The sequence below is a fragment of the Sphingomonas sp. FUKUSWIS1 genome, assembly GCF_000733135.1.
GTDB lineage: Bacteria > Pseudomonadota > Alphaproteobacteria > Sphingomonadales > Sphingomonadaceae > Sphingomonas > Sphingomonas aerolata.
Genome location: NZ_JPJC01000008.1, coordinates 1 through 17,462, shown reverse-complemented (window position 1 = coordinate 17,462; position 17,462 = coordinate 1). Strand labels below are relative to the sequence as shown.

Sequence of the window (17,462 nt, the reverse complement as noted above, 5' to 3'; positions counted from 1 at the left end):
CGGGAAGGGGTATCATCCTGATCATCATGCGGAATAACCGCGCCGGAGGGAAGCCAATCCCGCCCCCGCCCTGAAGCCCCGCGGCGCCCGGTGCGATCCTGCACTACCTGGTAAGGGATTGCTGCTAGGGGGCGTGCGATGTCGAAGCCGATGCTCCTGTCCGACCGCGTGCCGGTGCCGCCTAGCGCGCAGGCGAGCGTGGTCGAGGGCCTGAGCATCGCGATCGACGCGGTGGCGGCGCGCGCGGTGCCGAGCCACAGGTTCCTGCGCTATGGCTGGTATGCGGCCGCGCTGAGTGCCTATGGCGGCCGCGCGAAGACGCTGGTGGTCGAGGAGGACGGCGTCGCGGCGATCGCGTTGCCGTTCGTCGCGCTCGGCCCGGCGTGGCTGCGGCTCGCGACGGTGCCGGGTTGTTACTGGCCGTTCCGCAGTTTCGGCATGGCGATGGGCGCGAGCGAGGCGGCACGCGCGGCGGCGCTGCGCGGGCTATCCGCGCAGTGCAACGGCCTGCGGATCGGCCCGGTTCAGGACGGCGATCCGGCGGCGGACGCGCTGATCGCGAGCGCGCGGGCCGCGGGCTGGTGCGCGATCGACCGGCACCTCGGCGACGCCTGGGTGCTCGACCTCGCGCCGAGCGTCGATGGCGAGCGCTGGCCGCGCAACTCGACGCTGCGCAAGAACCGCTTTCACGAAAAGCATCTGGCCGAGCATGGCGCGCTCGACTGGCAGGCGCTGGCGGGGGCGGACTGGCCGGCGCGGTTCGCCGATCTGGGGGCGGTCGAGCAGACGAGCTGGGTCGCCAAGGAGACCGATCGCCGCGACATGAAGTTCACGACCGACGGGCATCTCGCCTTCTGGCAGGCGGCGGCGGTCGATCCGGTGCTGGCGGGGATGTTCCGTGCGGCGCTGCTCCGCGTCGACGGCGTGCCCGCCGCCTTCTCGTTCGATATCGATACGGGGGCGCTGATCTATGCGATCGCCAACAGCTACGACCCGCGCTTCGCCAAGCATTCGCCGGGCAAGCTGCTCTACTGGCGCAACCTGGTCGCGGCGATGGCGCGCGGCGCGACCAGGGTCGACTGGGGCGCAGGCGACAGCGGCTACAAGCGGGTGATCGGCGCGGTGGAGGGCGCGCCGATCCGCGACTGGCTGTTGCTCAGGCCCGGGCTGCCCGCGATTGCGGGTCGCGCGCTGGCCGGCTGGTGGCGGCGCAGCGGCGGGCGCTAGTCGCGGATATAGCGGAAATACCAGACCTCATGGCCCTGGCGCCGGGCCTTCCGCTCATAGCGCGTCTCGGGCCAGTCGTCGGGGCGGGTCAGGAAGTCCTGCGGGGTGCGCGCCTGCCAGGTGAAGTCGCGGCGCTGGTCCATGATCATCATCGACCAGCGGCAATAGGTCGGATCGTCGGTGCCGAGCCGGAATTCGGCGCCGGGCTTCAGCTTGGCGGCGATCGTGTCGAGCGGGCCGTGATTGACCATGCGCCGCTTGGCGTGGCGTGCCTTGCGCCAGGGATCGGGGTGGAGGAGGTAGAGCCGGTCGAGGCTGGCATCGGGCAGCCGCTCGATCACCTCGAGCGCGTCGCCCATATAGAGCCGCACATTGGTCAGCCCGCCGTCGCGGATATGGCCGAGCGCGCCGACGACGCCGTTGAGGAACGGTTCGCAGCCGATGAAGCCGACATCCGGATTGGCCAATGCCTGGCCGGCGAGATGTTCGCCCGCGCCGAAGCCGATCTCGACATGCAGCGGGCGGTCGTCGCCGAACAGGGTCGCGGCGTCGACGATCCCCGTCTCGGGAACCGACAGACGCGGAAGCATCTCCTCGACGAGCGCGGACTGGCCCTGGCGAAGCTTGTGGCCCTGGCGACGGCCATAGAGGCGGCGAATGGTGGCGGGATCGTTCATCGCCGCGCGCTCTAGCGGTCGATTGCGCGGGAGCAAAGCACGGAGCGGTCCGTTACAAGGCCGTAATGGCCGAAAACAGCACCACCACGTCGGACACCGGGTCCGCACCCGAGGGGCCCGAGCAGGACGTCGAGGACCTGAAGGCGGCGGACGCGGGCGATCTCCACCGCGCGGTGCGCGAGGCGGGCGAGGACGAACTCGCGCGCCCGGGGGTCTCGCTGTTCTTCTCCGCGCTCGCGGCGGGGCTGGCGATCACCGCGTCGCTGGTCGCCGAAGGCGCGCTCCACGCCGCGCTGCCCGATACGCCGTGGCGCGAGCTGGTCGTGTCGCTCGGCTATCCGGCGGGGTTTCTGGTCGTCATTCTCGGGCGGATGCAATTGTTCACCGAGAGCACGATTAGCGCGATGCTGCCGCTGGTGACCAAGCCGTCGCTCTGGGCGCTGCGGCGGACGCTGCGGCTGTGGGGCATCGTGCTGGGCGCCAACCTGCTCGGCACCGCGCTGACCGCCGCGGCGATCGCGGGCGGTGTGCTTGGCGGGGCGGAGCTGCGCGAGGCGATGATCGCGGTGTCGATGCGGATCACCGAGCTTGGTGCCTGGGCGACGTTCGTCAACGCGATCCCGGCCGGGTTCATGATCGCGATCCTCGCCTGGTCGCTGCCCAATGCGCGCGGCGAGGCGTTCATGGTGATCTTCGCGGTGACCTATGTGGTCGCGATCGGCGGGTTCAGCCATTCGATCGTCGGATCGGACGAGGCGTTCCTGCTGCTGTTCACCGGGCATGTCGACCTGGTCCGGACCTTTGCCGGGCTGTTGCTGCCGGCGATCGCGGGTAATCTCGTCGGTGGTGCGGGGGTGTTCGCGCTGCTGGCGCATGCGCAGGTGCGCGGCGAAATGCGACAGAAGGACCAATGATGACGGGCAAGAGCAAGAGTGCGGCGGCCAAGATCGCCGAGGCCGACCGCAAGGCGACCTACAAGCTGGCCGAGCACCGCGATGCGCCGGTGGTGAAGGCGACCGGCTTTCTCGCCGAGGTTGCCGACCAGCCGCAGCTGATCGCGACGTCGATCGGCACGCTGGTGATCGGGCTGGTCGCGCGGCGGCCCGACCTGATCCGCGGCGGCGCGCGGATGCTCGCCTCGCATCTGGCGGCGACCGCGGCGAAATCGGTGATCAAGCATTCGGTCGACCGGACCCGGCCGGGCCATGCGCTCGACACCGGCAAGGCGCGGTTCGAGACGGGCGACAGCCAGGACCACAAGCAGACGTCCTTCCCGTCGGGCCATACCGCGGGCGCGGTCGCGGTCGCGCGTGCGGCGTCGCGCGACATCGACGGGGCGGCGATGCCGTCGGCGCTGGCGACGGTCGCGGTGGCGGCGGCGCAGCCGGTCAACGGCAAGCATTATCTGTCCGACCTGGTCGTCGGCGCGGCGGTCGGCTGGATCGCCGAGGCGGCGGTCAGCGCGCTGTTCGACCGCGTCGCGCCGGTCGTCGAGCATGTCACTGAAAACAGGGAAAGATCCGCGGATCACGACCCCGCGACGGTACCGAACGGGGCCGAGGGAACCGTTCCGCCTGCGTGACGGTTTGGATGGCCTCACAAGAGGGATTTATACATGAAGACCATCGCTACCGCGCTCATGCTCGCAACGCTGACCATTCCGCTCGCAGCCTGTGGCGGCAAGGGTGACGACAAGCTGGGCAGCCAGGTCGAAGGCGCCGCGGAGAACCGTGCCGACGCGCTCGAGGCGGCTGCCGATAATCTCGAGGATCGCGCCGAGGCGGTTCGCGATCAGGGCGAGAAGCAGGGCGAGGCGGTCGACGACGCGGACGTGAACGCCGCCGCGATGTCGAACGAGCAGAAGGCGGCCCTCGTCAACGGCAGCGCCGCGCTGCGCTAAGTACAATGATGCCGTCCCCGCCGATTCGGGCGGGGGCGGTATCGTCGGCGGCGTCTGGGGCCGACCGACGATGTTGGGGGGGATGCATGATGATCAACCGGCGCCGGCTCGAAACGGGCGGATTCCTGATATTCCTGGTGGTGATCACGATCGCGCTCGTCGTGGTCGTCTGGTCGTACGCCCTGGCGCTGCTATGGGCCGCGCTCGCCGCGATCCTGTTCCAGCCGCTGTTCCAGCGTCTGCTGGAGCGGATGCCGACGCGTCGCAACACCGCCGCCGCGCTGACGCTGCTGATCATCCTGTTCGCGGTCGTCGTGCCGAGCATGATCATCGGCGGGATGATCGTCGACCAGGCGGGCACGGTCTATACCCGCATCCAGAATGGCGAGATCAATTTCGCCGCCTATTTCAACCAGGTGCATGATGCGTTGCCGACGCGCCTGCAGACGCTGCTCGACAAGGCCGGGTTCGATTCGATCGAGCGGATCCAGGCGCGACTGTCGCAGACGATGGGCAACAGCGTGCGGACGATCGCCAGCCAGGCGCTGTCGATCGGGCGCAACGCCGCCGCCTTCCTGCTCGCCTTCGGTATCGCGCTGTACGTGATGTTCTTCCTGCTGCGCGACGGCGAGACGATCGGGCCGAGGATCTGCGACGCGCTGCCGCTCGAGCGGTCGGTCACCGCCGCGCTGGTCGACAAGTTCGTGTCGGTCGTGCGCGCGACGATCAAGGGCACGGTGATCGTCGCGCTGGTCCAGGGCGGGCTGGGTGCGGCGACCTTCTGGATCGTCGGGCTGCCCGCGGCCCTGCTCTGGGGCCTGCTGATGGCGCTGACCTCGCTGCTGCCCGCGCTCGGGCCAGCGATCGTCTGGGTTCCCGTGGCGGTCTATCTGCTCGCGACCACCGCGATCTGGCAGGGACTGGTGGTGATCATCTCGGGCGTCGTCGTGATCGGCATGGCGGACAATATCCTGCGGCCGATCCTGGTCGGGCGCGACACGGGGATTCCCGATTTCGTCGTGCTGGTCACGACGCTGGGCGGGATCGAGCTGATCGGCCTGAGCGGCATCGTCGTCGGGCCGCTGGTCGCGGCGCTGTTCCTGGCGTCGTGGCAGATCCTGACCGAGCAGCGGCATCGGCAGCGTGCGAGCGCGCCGCTGGTCGGCGACGCGGCGGGGACCGACCGGTCGCCACCCGGCTGATCGTTTCCAATCCGGCGTAGCGGACATGAAAAAGCCTCCCCCGGACGGTCCGGGGGAGGCTTTTCTGTATCACCTATCGGGCGAGGTGCGTCAGGCGGTTGCCGCCTTCAGCTTGTCGACCAGGTCGGTGCGCTCCCAGGTGAAGCTGTCACCCTCGGGCTCGCGGCCGAAATGGCCGTACGCCGCGGTCTTCTTGTAGATCGGCGCGTTGAGCTTGAGGTGCTCGCGGATGCCCTTGGGCGTCAGGCGGACGAGCTTGGGCAGGACCGCCTCGAGCTTGGCCTCTTCCACCGTGCCGGTGCCGTGCGTGTCGACATAGACCGACAGCGGCTCGGCGATGCCGATCGCGTAGCTCAGCTGGATCGTGCAGCGGCGGGCGAGCCCGGCGGCGACGACGTTCTTTGCCAGATAGCGCGCGACGTAAGCCGCCGAACGATCGACCTTGGTCGGATCCTTGCCCGAGAACGCGCCGCCGCCATGCGGGGCTGCGCCGCCGTAGGTGTCGACGATGATCTTGCGGCCGGTGACGCCTGCGTCGCCGTCAGGGCCACCGATCTCGAACGCGCCGGTCGGGTTGATGTAGATCGCGGTCTCGTCCGAGATGAAGCCGGCAGGCAGCACGTCGGTGAACACGCCCATGACATAGTCGCGCAGTTCGGCGTACTTGGCCGGATCGGGGTTCTTGCCCTTTTCCGAATAGCCCGGTGCGTGCTGGGTCGAGACGACGAGCGCGGTCGCGCGGACCGGCTTCTCGTTCTCATAGGCGAGCGTCACCTGGCTCTTGGCGTCGGGCTCGAGGAACGGGGCTGCGCCCGAATGGCGATCGGCGGCCATCCGCTCGAGGATCTTGTGGCTGTAGTAGAGCGTCGCGGGCATCAGGCCCGGCGTCTCGTCGGTCGCGTAACCAAACATGATGCCCTGATCGCCGGCACCCTCGTCCTTGTTGCCGCTCTCGTCGACGCCCATCGCGATCTCTGCGGACTGGCCGTGGAGATTGTTCTCGAAGCGGAACTCGTTCCAGTGGAAGCCCGACTGCTCGTAGCCGATTTCCTTGACGGTGTTGCGGACGGCCGCCTCGATCTCGTCGAGTACGCCATCGGCCCACTGGTCGTTCTCGTAGATGCCCTTGCCGCGGATCTCGCCGGCGAGGACGACGAGCTGCGTGGTCGTCAGCGTCTCGCAGGCGATGCGCGCCTCGGGATCCTTGGCGAGGAACAGGTCGACGATCGTGTCGCTGATCTGGTCGGCGACCTTGTCGGGATGGCCTTCGGAGACCGACTCGGAGGTGAAGAGAAAGGACTTGCGCATGAAACCTCTTCGCAAAAGGCCCGGCGGTGGGGCACCGCGGAGCATCATATAAGGAAAGCTTTATATGTCCTTCTAGCGTTCGCGGCGGCGCAGGGCAACGGCCAAGGCGATCATCGCCGCCATGACCAGCCCCGCCGCCAGATTGCCGAGCCGCGCGAACAGCGTCACGGGCAGCGCGGTCGGCATCGGCAGCTCGGCCGCACCCGCGGTCTCGTGCGCGACGGTGGCGAGCAGGCGGCCGTCCGCGGCGATGATCGCGGAGATGCCGGTCGGGGTCGCGCGGACGATCGGCAACCCCTCCTCGATCGCGCGCATCCGTGCCTGGGCGAGATGCTGCGGCGGGCCCCAGCTGCCGAACCAGGCATCGTTCGAGGGGTTGAACAACAGCCGCGGGCGGTGCGCGCGGTCGACCGTCTGCCCTGAGAAGATGATCTCGTAACAGATCTGGATGCCGATCGACCCGAAGCCCGCGAGCGTCAGGTTGCCCGGCCCCTCGCCCGAGGTGAAGTCGATGTCGCCGGGGACGAGCCGCGCGAGCCCGAGCGGTTTCAGCAGCCACGGCATCGGCAGATATTCGCCGTAAGGGACGAGATGCGCCTTGTCGTAGCGGCCGCGCAGCCGCGCCTGTGCGTCGACCGCGAACACCGAATTGGTCGCGCCCGCGATCCGGTCCTCGCGGTCGAACGAGAGCGACGTGCCGCCGGTCAGCAAGATGTCGTCGGGGCCGAGCAGCCGCGCGATCCGGCGGCGCAGATAGAGCGGGCTCGACCAGTCATAGGCGTAGAAGGGATAGCCATCCTCGAGATAGTCGCGCACCACGCCCTCCGGCCAGACGACGAGGCGGGGGGTGGCGCCGGGGGTGCCCGACAGCTTTTCGAGCGCGGACAGCACGCGTTCGCCGTCCGATTCGCTGCGATCCTCCTGGCCGATATCGGGCTGGACGACGCGGACGCGCGGCGCGTTGGCGGGGGCGGCGGGGGCGTCGGTCCACAGCGCCGACAGCGCGGCGAGTGCGAGCAGGGGCACGACGATCGCGGGCATCGCGACGCGGCGACGGCTGAGCATCCACAGCGATCCCGCCGCGACGATCGTCACCCCCGACAGCGCATAGGTGCCGATCCACGCCGACAGCCGCGCGATGCCGATCGCGGGCAGCCACATCACCCCCAGCGGATCCCAGGCATAGCCGGTGAACAGCACGCTGCGCAGCCACTCGGTCGCGATCCACGCGGCGGCGAAGACGAGGATGAAGGCGGGGTCGGGCGTCGCGGTCGCGCGGCGTCCTAACCGCCAGGCGAGGCCCGCGGCGACCATCGGGAAGATCGCGAGATAGAGCGCGAGCCCGACCGCGGCGAAATAGCCGAGCACCGGCGGCATCGCGTCCTGAAAGTCGAACGCGTGCTGGAACCAGTTGTTGTTGACGGTGAAATGCCCGAGCCCGAACAGCCAGCCGCGCCACAGCGCCTGGCGCAGCGTCGGTGCATCGTGGACGAGCGCAAGCCACGCGGCGACTGCGACCAGCGCGAGCGGCCAGAGATCGAGCGGCGCAAACCCCGTCGCGACGATCGCGCCGAGCAGGACGCAGGCGAGCGCGGGGGAGGTGAGGGCGGCGCGGGCGGGAGAGCGGGTCACGCCTGCGCTATGGCGTGGCGGCGGGGGGCGGGCAATATCTGAGGCTGCATCTGACGTGGCGGCGGAGCTGGATGGGGGGCGTTGGGGTTGGTGCGGTGGGCGCTTTCGTTGGCATCGACACCAACTCCTGAATCTACCCCCACACATGACCACCCCGGCGAAGGCCGGGGTCCAGCTGGGAAGGTCGCCCTGACGACGCGCTGTCCTGCGTTACCACCGTTCCCCAATTGGGCCCCGGCCTTCGCCGGGGTGGCGCCATCTCCTTGCGGGCGGCTGGTACTATATCGACAATTAGCATCGTGCAGGCCGCATCCCTTGCACCTCCCCGGCGGAGGCCGGGGCCCAGGTGGGAAGGTCGCTGTGACGACGCACTGTCCATCATTACCGTCGTCCCCCAACTGGGCCCCGGCCTTCGCCGGGGTGGTTGTGGGGTGGTGGGGCGGCGTCCTGGCAACGCACGTCGAGCTGTTTCCCCGCGAAGGCGGGGATCCAGACTGGGCTCCCGCCTTCGCGGGAGAACAGGGGCGCGCCGCTTATGGGGAGCAGGGGCGTGATACTTCGACAAGAGCGGCGGACGCGCGGGGGCATTGCATAGCGGGGGCGGGGTGACGGGAGGGATCATCCGCTCTATCCTGCGGCGCATGACGCTGCGCCCCTTTCATCTCGCCTTTCCCGTCCATGACCTCGCCGCCGCGCGGGCTTTTTACGGGGGGACGCTGGGCTGTCCCGAGGGGCGATCGAGCGACCACTGGATCGACTTCGATCTGTTCGGGCATCAGATCGTCGCGCATCTCGATCCGGCGGCGAAGGCGGTGGCGGTCGAGAATGCGGTCGACGGGCATCAGGTGCCGGTGCCGCATTTCGGCGTCGTGCTGACGATGGACGACTGGACCAGCCTGTCCGAGCGGGTCGCGGCGGCGGGGGTCCGGTTCGGGATCGCGCCGCATGTCCGCTTCAAGGGCGAAGTCGGCGAGCAGGCGACGATGTTCTTTTGCGACCCCAGCGGCAACGCGCTCGAGTTCAAGGCGTTCGCACAGGACGCGATGCTGTTCGCACACTGAGGATCAAAGAATGTCCAATCCCATTTCGGTCGATATCCCCCACAAGCTCGGCAAGGCGGGGGTGCGCTCGCGGCTCGACAGCGGCATCGACACGATCGGGTCGAAGATCCCCGGCGGATCGGTGACCGATCGGCGCTGGGAGGGCGATACGCTGCACTTCACCGTCAGCGCGATGGGGCAGGTGATCGGCAGCAAGGTCACGGTGTTCGAGGACACTGTCCATGCGATCGTCGACCTGCCGGGGCTGCTCGGGTTGTTCGCGGGCAAGGTGCAGGACATGATCCGCAAGGAAGGGCCGAAGCTGCTGCGGTGAGGGTTTGCGCGGCGGCGTTTGCCCTAGGTGGCACCCCGTCGATACCGCCCCGTCCGTCATCCTGACGAAGGTCAGGATCCAGGGTCGCGGGCGGTGTCTTATGCTACTCTGGATCCTGACTTTCGTCAGGATGACGGGGGAGGGGGAGGTGTTCTCATGCCTCCCCGCGCTTACTTCGTGCTGACGCGCCAGATCGTGTTGCCGACATCGTCGGCGACCAGCAGCGCGCCGGCCTTGTCGGTGATGACGCCGACCGGGCGGCCCTGCGCCTCGCCATCCTTGTTGAGGAAGCCGCCGAGCACGTCGACGGGCTTCGCGTTCGCCGCCGGGAAGCCGGTGTCGCCGAACGGGATGTAGACGACCTTGTAGCCCGAGAGCGGCTTGCGGTTCCACGAGCCGTGCTCGCCGACGAACACGCCGTTGGCGAAGCGGTCGCCGAGCTTCGCGTCGCCCGCAAAGGTCAGCCCGAGGGCGGCGACATGCGGTCCGAGCGCATAGTCGGGACGCTTGGCATATTGCTGGAGCGCGGGGTTCTTCGGCTCGACCCGGTCGTCGGGATAGCCGCCCCAATAATACCAGGGCCAGCCGAAGTGATCGCCGAATTCGACCTGGGTCAGATAGTCGGGCGCGAGGTCGGAGCCGAGCATGTCGCGTTCGTTGACGACGGTCCAGAGCTGGCCCGATTTGGGGTTGATCGCCATGCCGTTGGGGTTGCGCAGACCGGCGGCATAGATCCGCCAGTTCTTGTCCTTCGGCCAGACCTGAAGGATGTTGGCGCGATATTTCTCCGCATCCATGCCGTTTTCGGCGATGTTCGACGCCGAGCCGACGCCGACATAGAGCGTCTTGCCGTCGGGGGCGGCGATCACGTTGCGCGCCCAGTGGTTACCACCGCCGTTGAGCGGGATGACACGCTCGGGCTTCGCGGTGATCCGGGTCGCGCCCTCGGTATAGGGCACGCGGACCAGCGCGTCGGTGTTGCCGATATAGAGCTGGCCATCCATCAGCGTCATGCCGAAGGGCGAGTTGAGCCCGGTCATGAAGGCCGAGCGCGTCTCCGCCACGCCGTCGCCGTCCGCGTCGCGCAGCAGCGTGATGCGGTTGGCCGAGGGCACGCCCGCGCCCGCGCGGCCCATCAGGAAGTTCATCACGGTCGTGACGATGCCGGGACCTTTACGCGGTGGCGAATTGGTCTCGGCGACCAGCACGTCGCCATTGGGCAGGCGGTAGAGCCAGCGCGGATGATCCAGCCCGGTCGCGAACGGCTGGACCTTCATCCCCGCCGCCGCGGTCGGCATCGCGCCCTGGGGCCAGCCGACCGCCTTGGCGACGCCGATCGTCGGCAGCATCTGGATCCGCGGCGCGGTGATGTCGGGCCGCTTGCCGGTGACCTGGTTGACGTCGAGCCGGGCGGTATCGGGCCAGGCGAGCCAGGTGAACCCGGCGATCCCGACCAGGATGATCAGCCCGAGCACGATGAGGATGTGTTTGCGCATGCAGGAGAGTTAGGCGGGAGTGCGGGCGGGGGCAATGGCGTGATTGCGGTTGGCGGTGGAGCGCAATGCTTCGTCATTCCCGCGGAGGCGGGAATCCAGAGGGGCAGGGTCTGCGTGCTGTCGGAAGGTCAGCCGGTATGGGTTCCCGCCTTCGCGGGAATGACGTGCGGGGGGGGGCGGGGCGTGTCGGCCGACGCACCGCCCCCTTCGTGTCAGTCGTCGTCCTCTACCAGCACGACCGGGGGGTGGAGGCGGAGGCGGTTGACGCGGCGTTCGTCGGCTTCGGTGACTTCGAGCTTCCAGCCGCTCGGATGATCGACGCACTCGCCGATCTGCGGTACATGGCCTGCGAGCAAGGCGGCGAGGCCACCCAGCGTGTCGATATCGCCATCGACCTCGGCGAGCCGCGGGTCGATCAGTTCGGCGGCATCCTCGAGCTCGGCGCGCGCGTCGACGTCCCAGGCGCCGCCGTCGATCGGCGTCATCAGGACCTGTGGCGCGTCGTCATGCTCGTCCTCGATATCGCCGACGATCTCCTCGATCAGGTCCTCGAACGTGACGAGGCCCTCGGTGCCCGAATATTCGTCGAGCACGATCGTCAGATGGACGTGCTTCTGGCGCATGTCGGCGAGCAGATCGAGCGCGCCGCGCGACATCGGCGCGTAGAGCGGCTCGCGGATCAGCCCGGCGAGCGTCGTCGGATGCTCGGCGCCGGTCGCGAGGATCGTGAAGACGTCCTTGATATGGACCATGCCGATGATCGTATCGAGATTGTCGCGGTACACCGGCAGGCGGCTGTGGCCGGCCTCGGCGAACAGCTTGACGAGGTCGGCGAACGACGTCTCCTCCTCGACCGCGATGATGTCGGCGCGCGGCACGCCGACATCACCTGCGTCCCGCTCGCTGAAATGCAGCAGATTGCGGACCATCTGGCGCTCGAGCGGGGTGAGATCGCCCTTGGCATCGGGGGCGGGATCGCCCTCGTGCCGGTCGATCGCATCCTCGAGCTGATCGCGCAGCGATTCGTCGGGGGCACCGAAGATCAGGCCTTTCAGCCCGCGCCAGATACTGTCGGTACTATCGCCGTTTCCGGCATTGGGGCCATCGGCCATCGTGGTCGTCAGTCCTCTGTGATGAGATAGGGATCGTGGAGCCCGAGCGCGGCGAGCGCGTCGCGCTCGATCTGCTCCATACCCTCCGCCTCGTCGTCGTCCATATGGTCATAGCCTAGCAGATGCAGCGTGCCGTGCACCATCAGATGCATCGCATGATCCTCGACCGAGATGCCGCGCTCCGCGGCTTCCGCGACGCAGACGCCGTGCGCGAGGATGATGTCGCCGAGCAGCACCTCGCCATCGTCCGAATTCTGCGCGATCGTCTCGAGCAGATCGGCCTGTACCATCGGGAAGGACAGGACGTTGGTCGGCTTGTCCTTCTGGCGATACTGTTTGTTGAGCGTGTGGACCTCGTCGTCGGACGCGAGCCGGAACGAGATCTCGACCGTGGCGGCGCCGGTCAGCAGCTGGCCGTGCGGCGTGCGTTCGATCGCCGCGGTCGCGGCGCGCTTAGCGAGGCCGTCCCAGTCCTGGTCGGGCCAGGGAGCCTCCGAAGAGAGCGCGATTTCGAGCATGCGGGTCCTTCCGGCGGAAACGTCAGGACGAAATCATTACACAGGTGGCAAAGTTCCGCACCCCTTGTGGTATGCGGACGGCCCGGCGGCTATCCCGGCATGTCCGGAATAGCCGCGCAGGGATCAGGCGTCGCTGCCTTCATAGGCTTCGACGACGCGGCCGACGATCGGGTGGCGGACGACGTCGCCGACGGTGAAGCGGCACATCGAGATGCTATCGACCCCCTCCAGACGGCGGACCGCATCGGCCAGACCCGAGGCGGCGACGCCGCCGGGGATGTCGACCTGCTTGGGATCGCCGCAGATCACCATCCGGCTGTTCTGGCCGAAGCGGGTGAGGAACATCTTCATCTGCGCCGGCGTGGTATTCTGCGCCTCGTCGAGGATCACGAACGCGTCGGCCAGCGTGCGGCCGCGCATGAAGGCGATTGGTGCGACCTCGATCTCGCCGCTCGCGATGCGGCGTTCGACCTGCTCGGCGGGGAGGCAGTCGTAGAGTGCATCGTACAAGGGACGGAGATAGGGATCGACCTTCTCCTTCATGTCGCCGGGGAGGAAGCCCAGCCGCTCGCCCGCCTCGACCGCGGGGCGCGACAGGATCAGCCGCTGGACGCTGCCGGTGATGAGCTGCTGGACCGCCTGTGCGACCGCGACATAGGTCTTGCCGGTGCCTGCCGGCCCGAGCGCGAAGATCATGTCGTTGCTGGTCAGCTCGCGCATGTAGTGCGCCTGTGCCGGCGTGCGCGGGACGATCGTCTTCTTGCGCGTGCGGATCATGATCGGGGGGGCAGCGCCGCCGCCGGCATCGGCGCGGATGATGCCTTCAAGCACGGGTTCGTCGGCCATCGCGATCGACGCGTCGACGAGGCCGGTGTCGACATCCTCGCCGCGCTGGATCCGGGCATAGAGATCGTGGAGCACGTCGCGCGCCTTGGCGACCTGTTCCGCGGTGCCCTCCAGACCAATCTTGTTGCCGCGCGCGGTGATGTACACACCGAGGCGGTTTTCGAGCGCTACCAGATTCTGGTCGTACTGGCCGAAGAGCCGGACGAGGAGTTGGGGCTTGTCGAACAGCAGTTCGACTCGGGCGCGGTCACCGGACTGGGCGGGAACGGGTTTACGGCTCATGCGGTCCTTTCGGGGGCAGACGTGTCGGATCGGTGATTGGGTATGGTCGGGCCGGCACGCATCACGCCTGGGATGGCGTTTGACCAGAGATGAGCATGGGAGCCCGCGCGTTCAAGCGGCGCCGGGGCGCCTGGCTGGCGATGATTCGAGTCGCGTGGGCGAAGCTGCATCGGGGGAGAGTGTGGCAGGGGATTCGGGTGGGGAACAGCGGTAGTTTTGGTGCGGTGTGCGAAGGCTGGGGGGGCGTTGCCTGAAAGCCTCAGCGGGTGGGGCGAGGCGCGCGAGTCCCACGATCACCATACCACCCCGGCGCAGGCCGGGGCCCAGTTGGGAAGGTCGATGTAACGGAGGATCGTCCGTCGTTATGCCCGTCCCCCAACTGGGCCCCGGCCTTCGCCGGGGTGGTGGTAAAAGGTGGGGCGGTTTCAGGCGGCCTGCGCGATGCGTTCCACGCCGGTGAGCGAATTGGGGCCGGCCGCCGCGAGCGTTACCTCCACCAGGTCGCCGATCGCATGGTCGCCGATCAGGTGGACCGACTGCAGCCAGGGGGACTTGCCGATCAGCTGGCCGGGGAGCTTGCCGGGGCGCTCGAGCAGCACGGTGCAGGTCCGGCCGACGGTGGCGGCGTTGAACGCGTGCTGGTCGCGGTTTAGCGCGGCCTGGAGGCGCTGGAGACGCTCGTCCATCACCGTCTCGGGCACTTGTTCGGTAATCGCGGCGGCGGGGGTGCCGGGGCGCGGGCTGTATTTGAAACTGTAGGCCTGCGCATAGCCGACCGCGTCGACGAGGCTCAGCGTGTCCTCGAACTCGGCATCGGTCTCGCCGGGGAAGCCGACGATGAAGTCGCCCGACAGCGCGATGTCGGGGCGCACCGCGCGGACCCGGTCGAGCAGGCGGAGATAGGAATCGCGGGTGTGGCTGCGGTTCATCGCCTTCAGCACGCGGTCGCTGCCCGCCTGGACGGGAAGGTGGAGGAACGGCATCAGGCTCTCGACGTCGCGGTGCGCGTCGATCAGGCCCTGTGTCATGTCGTTGGGGTGGCTGGTCGTGTAGCGGATCCGCGCGAGGCCGGGGATGCGGTCGAGGTCGCGGATCAGGTCGTGGAGGCCGCGCTCGTTCTCGGACCAGGCGTTGACGTTCTGGCCGAGCAGCGTGATCTCGCGCGCACCGGCGTCAACCAGCGCCTTCGCCTCGTCGACGATCGCCGCGAACGGCCGGCTGATCTCGGCGCCGCGGGTGTAGGGGACGACGCAATAGGTGCAGAACTTGTCGCAGCCTTCCTGCACGGTCAGGAAGGCCGAGGGCGCGACCTTGCGGCGCGTCGGGAGCGCGCCGAACTTCGACAGCAGCGGCATGTCGGTGTCGAGCGACGGCGTGCCCGCCGCGGCTTTTGCGACGAGGTCGGGGAGGTTGTGATAGGCCTGCGGGCCGACGACGACGTCGACCTTGGCGCGGGTGAAGATCTCCTGCCCCTCGGCCTGCGCGACGCAGCCGGCGACCGCGATCATCGGCGTCTTGCCGTTCTTGCGCAGCTGGTCCTTGCGCAGCCGGCCGATGTCCGAATAGACTTTTTCGGTCGCGCGCTCGCGGATGTGGCAGGTGTTGAGCACGACGATGTCGGCATCGACCGCATCGGCCTGGGTCAGCCCGTCGGCGGCCATCAGTTCGGCCATGCGCTCGCCGTCATAGACGTTCATCTGGCAGCCGAACGACTTGACGTGATAGGTCTTGGGTTTCGAGGTCATGCGCGCGCCGTACCAAATTTGTGTGCGTGGGGGGAGGGGCGTCTTCGGGGGCCGGCGATCGGTGGTGCCACGACATCAACTAACTGCACCTCCCCGGCGGAGGCCGGGGTCCAGTTGGGGGACGTTGCTGACTTAGGGCAGTGCCTCGTTACTGCGACCTTTCCAACTGGGCCCCGGCCTTCGCCGGGGTGGTGTTGGGTTTGGGTGAGGGGGCGGTACCCTACTGCACCGCCCCGGCGGAGGCCGGGGTCCAGTTGGGGGACGTTGCTGACTGAGGGCAGCGCTTCGTTACTCCGGCCTTGCCAACTGGGCCCCGGCCTTCGCCGGGGTGGTGTTGGGGGCGGGGTGAGGGCAACGCGCTCCCCCTTACAGAATAGTCAGAGGGCTTCGATGCGGCGGCGGGCTTCGGTGGCGATGGCTTTGCGGTCGCCGTGGTCGGCGGGGGCGAAGGGTTCGGCGAAGTGCAAGGTCGCGACGAAGCTGCCGCGGCGTTTCAGGACGCGGGCGGCGTGGTGCTGGCCGGGTTCGTCGCCGACCCAGGCGAGCTCGTGCGTGGCGGAGCCATAGTCGATGCGGACCGGCTGGACGCGGACGCCGGGCGGGGGCGGGTCGAGCGCGGCGAGCAGCGCGGCCTTGAAGGGGAGGAGCGTGACACCGTCGCCGGTCGTGCCCTCGGGGAAGAGCGTGACGGGCCAGTCGCGTGCGAGCGTGTCGCGGAGCTGCGCGATCTGGGCGGTCACCGCCATGCGATCGGCGCGGCTGACGAAGATGGTGGCGTTCAGCGTGCAGAGCCAGCCGACCAGCGGCGCCCGGCGAAGCTCGGCCTTGGCGATGAAGGCGGTGCCGGTCGCGCCCGACAGCAGCAGGATGTCGATCCAGCTGAGATGATTGGCGACGAACACCACGTCATGCCGCAGCGGCGTGCCGACGATCCGTCGCCGCGCGCCGACGATCCGGCCGACCAGCCCGAGAAAGCGCGGCGGCCAGGGCGATCGCCGGCCGAACAGCCGCCACAGCCCGTGGACCGGCAGCGCGAGCAGCAGCGCGATCAGCAGTGCCGCGAGCCGCGCGACGAGACGCAGGCGCCCGATCGGATCAGTCCTTGCGGGTCAGCGCGACGCCGTAGAGTTCCATGCGGTGATCGACGAGGCGGAAGCCGAGCTTCTCGGCGATCGCCTTTTGCAGCTGTTCGAGCTCGGGATCGACGAATTCGATCACCTTGCCGCTCTCGACGTCGATCAGATGGTCGTGATGCGCCTCGGGCGCGGGTTCGTAGCGCGCGCGGCCGTCGCCGAAATCGTGACGGTCGAGGATGCCCGCCTCCTCGAACAGCCGCACGGTGCGATAGACGGTCGCGATCGAGATGCCGGGGTCGATCGCCGAGGCGCGCTCATAGACCTTCTCGACATCGGGATGATCATCCGCTTCGGACAGGACGCGCGCGATGACGCGGCGCTGCTCGGTAATGCGCAGGCCCTTCTCGTTACAGAGGGCTTCCAGATCGATCTTGCGCGGCATGTGTCATTCCCTTGGTAAACCTCCATGTAGGCGGTTAACGCTGTTGCGAAAAGGGATAGTGACTCGCAATAAGCCTCAGCTGCCGATCGCGCGCGAATAGGTGTGCGCGTCATGCGCCACCCCCGACCGGCCACGGTAATAGGCGCGGCGTTCGCCGACCTTGGCGAACCCATGCGCGGTGTAGAGTTCGACCGCCTCATTGCCCGCGCGGACCTCGAGATGCAGCGTGGCGACGTTCGCAGCGATGCAGTCGGCGATCACCGCGCCGACCAGCGCGGTGCCGATGCCGCGGCGGCGCGCATCGGTCGCGACCGCGATCAGCAGCAGCTCCGCCTCGTCGAGCACGGTCCGCGTCATCGCGAAGCCCGCGGGGCGATCGTCGACAAAGGCGAGGACGAGCTGGATGCCGGGCAGCGCGAGCACGCCGAGGCACTGGGTCCGCGTCCATGCCTCGCCGTAGGCGGGGTCGAACGCGTCGCCCATCAGCGCATCGACGATCGCGAGGTCGCGCGCGTCGCCCGCGCGCAGCACGACCGCGGACGCTGCGTCTTCGTCGGAGGGCGGGGGCACGGCGCGGGTCGCCATCAGCGCGGCACCGCCGGACGGGCCGCGGCGGGCTTCGCAT

Annotated in this window: 18 protein-coding genes; 7 read left to right on the top strand and 11 right to left on the bottom strand. The window is 68.5% G+C overall.

Annotated elements, in window-relative coordinates; all coding sequences use genetic code 11:
• Window positions 1-138 precede the first annotated feature (138 nt).
• The gene (locus tag sphsw_RS00760; RefSeq protein WP_031438947.1) at window positions 139-1,227 is read left to right on the top strand and encodes a GNAT family N-acetyltransferase; all 1,089 of its coding nucleotides are present in this window, start codon (window positions 139-141) and stop codon (window positions 1,225-1,227) included.
• Here sphsw_RS00760 and trmB read toward each other — a convergent pair.
• Window positions 1,224-1,904, bottom strand: coding sequence for a tRNA (guanosine(46)-N7)-methyltransferase TrmB (trmB, locus tag sphsw_RS00755; RefSeq protein ID WP_031438946.1), 681 nt, complete (start codon window positions 1,902-1,904; stop codon window positions 1,224-1,226). The two genes, sphsw_RS00760 and trmB, sit on opposite strands and share 4 nt — an antisense overlap.
• Window positions 1,905-1,969: 65 nt before the next feature.
• Here trmB and sphsw_RS00750 point away from each other — a divergent pair, with 65 nt between their 5' ends.
• The 4 genes from sphsw_RS00750 (at window position 1,970) to sphsw_RS00735 (ending at window position 5,006) form a co-directional block, all read left to right on the top strand.
• A complete protein-coding gene (locus tag sphsw_RS00750) occupies window positions 1,970-2,818 on the top strand; it encodes a formate/nitrite transporter family protein (protein WP_031438945.1) in 849 nt (282 codons plus the stop codon).
• Window positions 2,818-3,486, top strand: coding sequence for a phosphatase PAP2 family protein (locus sphsw_RS00745; RefSeq protein ID WP_160172584.1), 669 nt, complete (start codon window positions 2,818-2,820; stop codon window positions 3,484-3,486). Before sphsw_RS00750 ends, sphsw_RS00745 begins: the two co-directional genes overlap by 1 nt.
• A 33-nt stretch (window positions 3,487-3,519) precedes the next feature.
• Window positions 3,520-3,804, top strand: a complete 285-nt coding sequence (locus sphsw_RS00740; RefSeq protein WP_042466252.1) for a hypothetical protein — start codon at window positions 3,520-3,522, stop codon at window positions 3,802-3,804.
• Between the two features lie 89 nt (window positions 3,805-3,893).
• On the top strand, window positions 3,894-5,006 hold the full coding sequence (locus sphsw_RS00735; protein WP_031438942.1) for an AI-2E family transporter: 1,113 nt from the start codon (window positions 3,894-3,896) through the stop codon (window positions 5,004-5,006).
• 90 nt (window positions 5,007-5,096) lie between these two features.
• Here the strand turns inward: sphsw_RS00735 and metK are convergent, their stop codons facing one another.
• The gene (gene metK, locus sphsw_RS00730; RefSeq protein WP_031438941.1) at window positions 5,097-6,314 is read right to left on the bottom strand and encodes a methionine adenosyltransferase; all 1,218 of its coding nucleotides are present in this window, start codon (window positions 6,312-6,314) and stop codon (window positions 5,097-5,099) included.
• Window positions 6,315-6,386: 72 nt separating this feature from the next.
• The gene (gene lnt / locus sphsw_RS00725; RefSeq protein ID WP_042466251.1) at window positions 6,387-7,946 is read right to left on the bottom strand and encodes an apolipoprotein N-acyltransferase; all 1,560 of its coding nucleotides are present in this window, start codon (window positions 7,944-7,946) and stop codon (window positions 6,387-6,389) included.
• A 641-nt stretch (window positions 7,947-8,587) separates the two neighbouring features.
• Here lnt and sphsw_RS00720 point away from each other — a divergent pair.
• Together sphsw_RS00720 and sphsw_RS00715 are read left to right on the top strand one after the other, a co-directional pair.
• On the top strand, window positions 8,588-9,007 hold the full coding sequence (locus sphsw_RS00720; RefSeq protein WP_031438939.1) for a VOC family protein: 420 nt from the start codon (window positions 8,588-8,590) through the stop codon (window positions 9,005-9,007).
• 10 nt (window positions 9,008-9,017) lie between these two features.
• Window positions 9,018-9,320 carry a polyhydroxyalkanoic acid system family protein gene (locus sphsw_RS00715; protein ID WP_031438938.1) on the top strand — a complete coding sequence of 101 codons (303 nt, stop codon included), beginning with the start codon at window positions 9,018-9,020 and terminating at the stop codon, window positions 9,318-9,320.
• Window positions 9,321-9,490: 170 nt separating this feature from the next.
• Here the strand turns inward: sphsw_RS00715 and sphsw_RS00710 are convergent, their stop codons facing one another.
• From sphsw_RS00710 to sphsw_RS00675, 8 genes are all read right to left on the bottom strand, one after another.
• On the bottom strand, window positions 9,491-10,816 hold the full coding sequence (locus sphsw_RS00710) for a PQQ-dependent sugar dehydrogenase (protein WP_031438937.1): 1,326 nt from the start codon (window positions 10,814-10,816) through the stop codon (window positions 9,491-9,493).
• Window positions 10,817-11,028: 212 nt separating this feature from the next.
• Window positions 11,029-11,928 carry a hemolysin family protein gene (locus sphsw_RS00705; protein ID WP_031393856.1) on the bottom strand — a complete coding sequence of 300 codons (900 nt, stop codon included), beginning with the start codon at window positions 11,926-11,928 and terminating at the stop codon, window positions 11,029-11,031.
• Window positions 11,929-11,936: 8 nt separating this feature from the next.
• Window positions 11,937-12,446, bottom strand: a complete 510-nt coding sequence (gene ybeY / locus sphsw_RS00700; protein ID WP_031438936.1) for an rRNA maturation RNase YbeY — start codon at window positions 12,444-12,446, stop codon at window positions 11,937-11,939.
• A 123-nt stretch (window positions 12,447-12,569) separates the two neighbouring features.
• Window positions 12,570-13,574: a PhoH family protein gene (locus sphsw_RS00695; RefSeq protein WP_031438935.1), complete on the bottom strand. Its 1,005-nt coding sequence runs from the start codon at window positions 13,572-13,574 to the stop codon at window positions 12,570-12,572.
• A 425-nt stretch (window positions 13,575-13,999) separates the two neighbouring features.
• Window positions 14,000-15,319 carry a tRNA (N6-isopentenyl adenosine(37)-C2)-methylthiotransferase MiaB gene (gene miaB / locus sphsw_RS00690; protein ID WP_031438934.1) on the bottom strand — a complete coding sequence of 440 codons (1,320 nt, stop codon included), beginning with the start codon at window positions 15,317-15,319 and terminating at the stop codon, window positions 14,000-14,002.
• Window positions 15,320-15,696: 377 nt separating this feature from the next.
• Complete coding sequence (locus tag sphsw_RS00685) at window positions 15,697-16,221, bottom strand: lysophospholipid acyltransferase family protein (RefSeq protein ID WP_235188231.1); 525 nt, start codon at window positions 16,219-16,221, stop codon at window positions 15,697-15,699.
• Window positions 16,222-16,414: 193 nt separating this feature from the next.
• Window positions 16,415-16,837 carry a Fur family transcriptional regulator gene (locus sphsw_RS00680; protein WP_031394622.1) on the bottom strand — a complete coding sequence of 141 codons (423 nt, stop codon included), beginning with the start codon at window positions 16,835-16,837 and terminating at the stop codon, window positions 16,415-16,417.
• Window positions 16,838-16,912: 75 nt separating this feature from the next.
• Window positions 16,913-17,462, bottom strand: a 550-nt coding sequence (locus tag sphsw_RS00675; protein ID WP_327195627.1) for a GNAT family N-acetyltransferase, incomplete at its 5' end; no start/stop codon positions are given.

What these genes read in the sequence shown, in the direction of transcription:
- sphsw_RS00705 (WP_031393856.1), bottom strand. Translation starts at nt 11,928, where the DNA reads ATGGCCGATGGCCCCAATGCCGGAAACGGCGATAGTACCGACAGTATC.
- sphsw_RS00745 (WP_160172584.1), top strand. Translation starts at nt 2,818, where the DNA reads ATGACGGGCAAGAGCAAGAGTGCGGCGGCCAAGATCGCCGAGGCCGAC.
- sphsw_RS00720 (WP_031438939.1), top strand. Translation starts at nt 8,588, where the DNA reads ATGACGCTGCGCCCCTTTCATCTCGCCTTTCCCGTCCATGACCTCGCC.
- sphsw_RS00715 (WP_031438938.1), top strand. Translation starts at nt 9,018, where the DNA reads ATGTCCAATCCCATTTCGGTCGATATCCCCCACAAGCTCGGCAAGGCG.
- sphsw_RS00760 (WP_031438947.1), top strand. Translation starts at nt 139, where the DNA reads ATGTCGAAGCCGATGCTCCTGTCCGACCGCGTGCCGGTGCCGCCTAGC.
- sphsw_RS00735 (WP_031438942.1), top strand. Translation starts at nt 3,894, where the DNA reads ATGATCAACCGGCGCCGGCTCGAAACGGGCGGATTCCTGATATTCCTG.
- metK (WP_031438941.1), bottom strand. Translation starts at nt 6,314, where the DNA reads ATGCGCAAGTCCTTTCTCTTCACCTCCGAGTCGGTCTCCGAAGGCCAT.
- trmB (WP_031438946.1), bottom strand. Translation starts at nt 1,904, where the DNA reads ATGAACGATCCCGCCACCATTCGCCGCCTCTATGGCCGTCGCCAGGGC.
- miaB (WP_031438934.1), bottom strand. Translation starts at nt 15,319, where the DNA reads ATGACCTCGAAACCCAAGACCTATCACGTCAAGTCGTTCGGCTGCCAG.
- sphsw_RS00750 (WP_031438945.1), top strand. Translation starts at nt 1,970, where the DNA reads ATGGCCGAAAACAGCACCACCACGTCGGACACCGGGTCCGCACCCGAG.
- sphsw_RS00680 (WP_031394622.1), bottom strand. Translation starts at nt 16,837, where the DNA reads ATGCCGCGCAAGATCGATCTGGAAGCCCTCTGTAACGAGAAGGGCCTG.
- sphsw_RS00695 (WP_031438935.1), bottom strand. Translation starts at nt 13,574, where the DNA reads ATGAGCCGTAAACCCGTTCCCGCCCAGTCCGGTGACCGCGCCCGAGTC.
- sphsw_RS00710 (WP_031438937.1), bottom strand. Translation starts at nt 10,816, where the DNA reads ATGCGCAAACACATCCTCATCGTGCTCGGGCTGATCATCCTGGTCGGG.
- ybeY (WP_031438936.1), bottom strand. Translation starts at nt 12,446, where the DNA reads ATGCTCGAAATCGCGCTCTCTTCGGAGGCTCCCTGGCCCGACCAGGAC.
- sphsw_RS00740 (WP_042466252.1), top strand. Translation starts at nt 3,520, where the DNA reads ATGAAGACCATCGCTACCGCGCTCATGCTCGCAACGCTGACCATTCCG.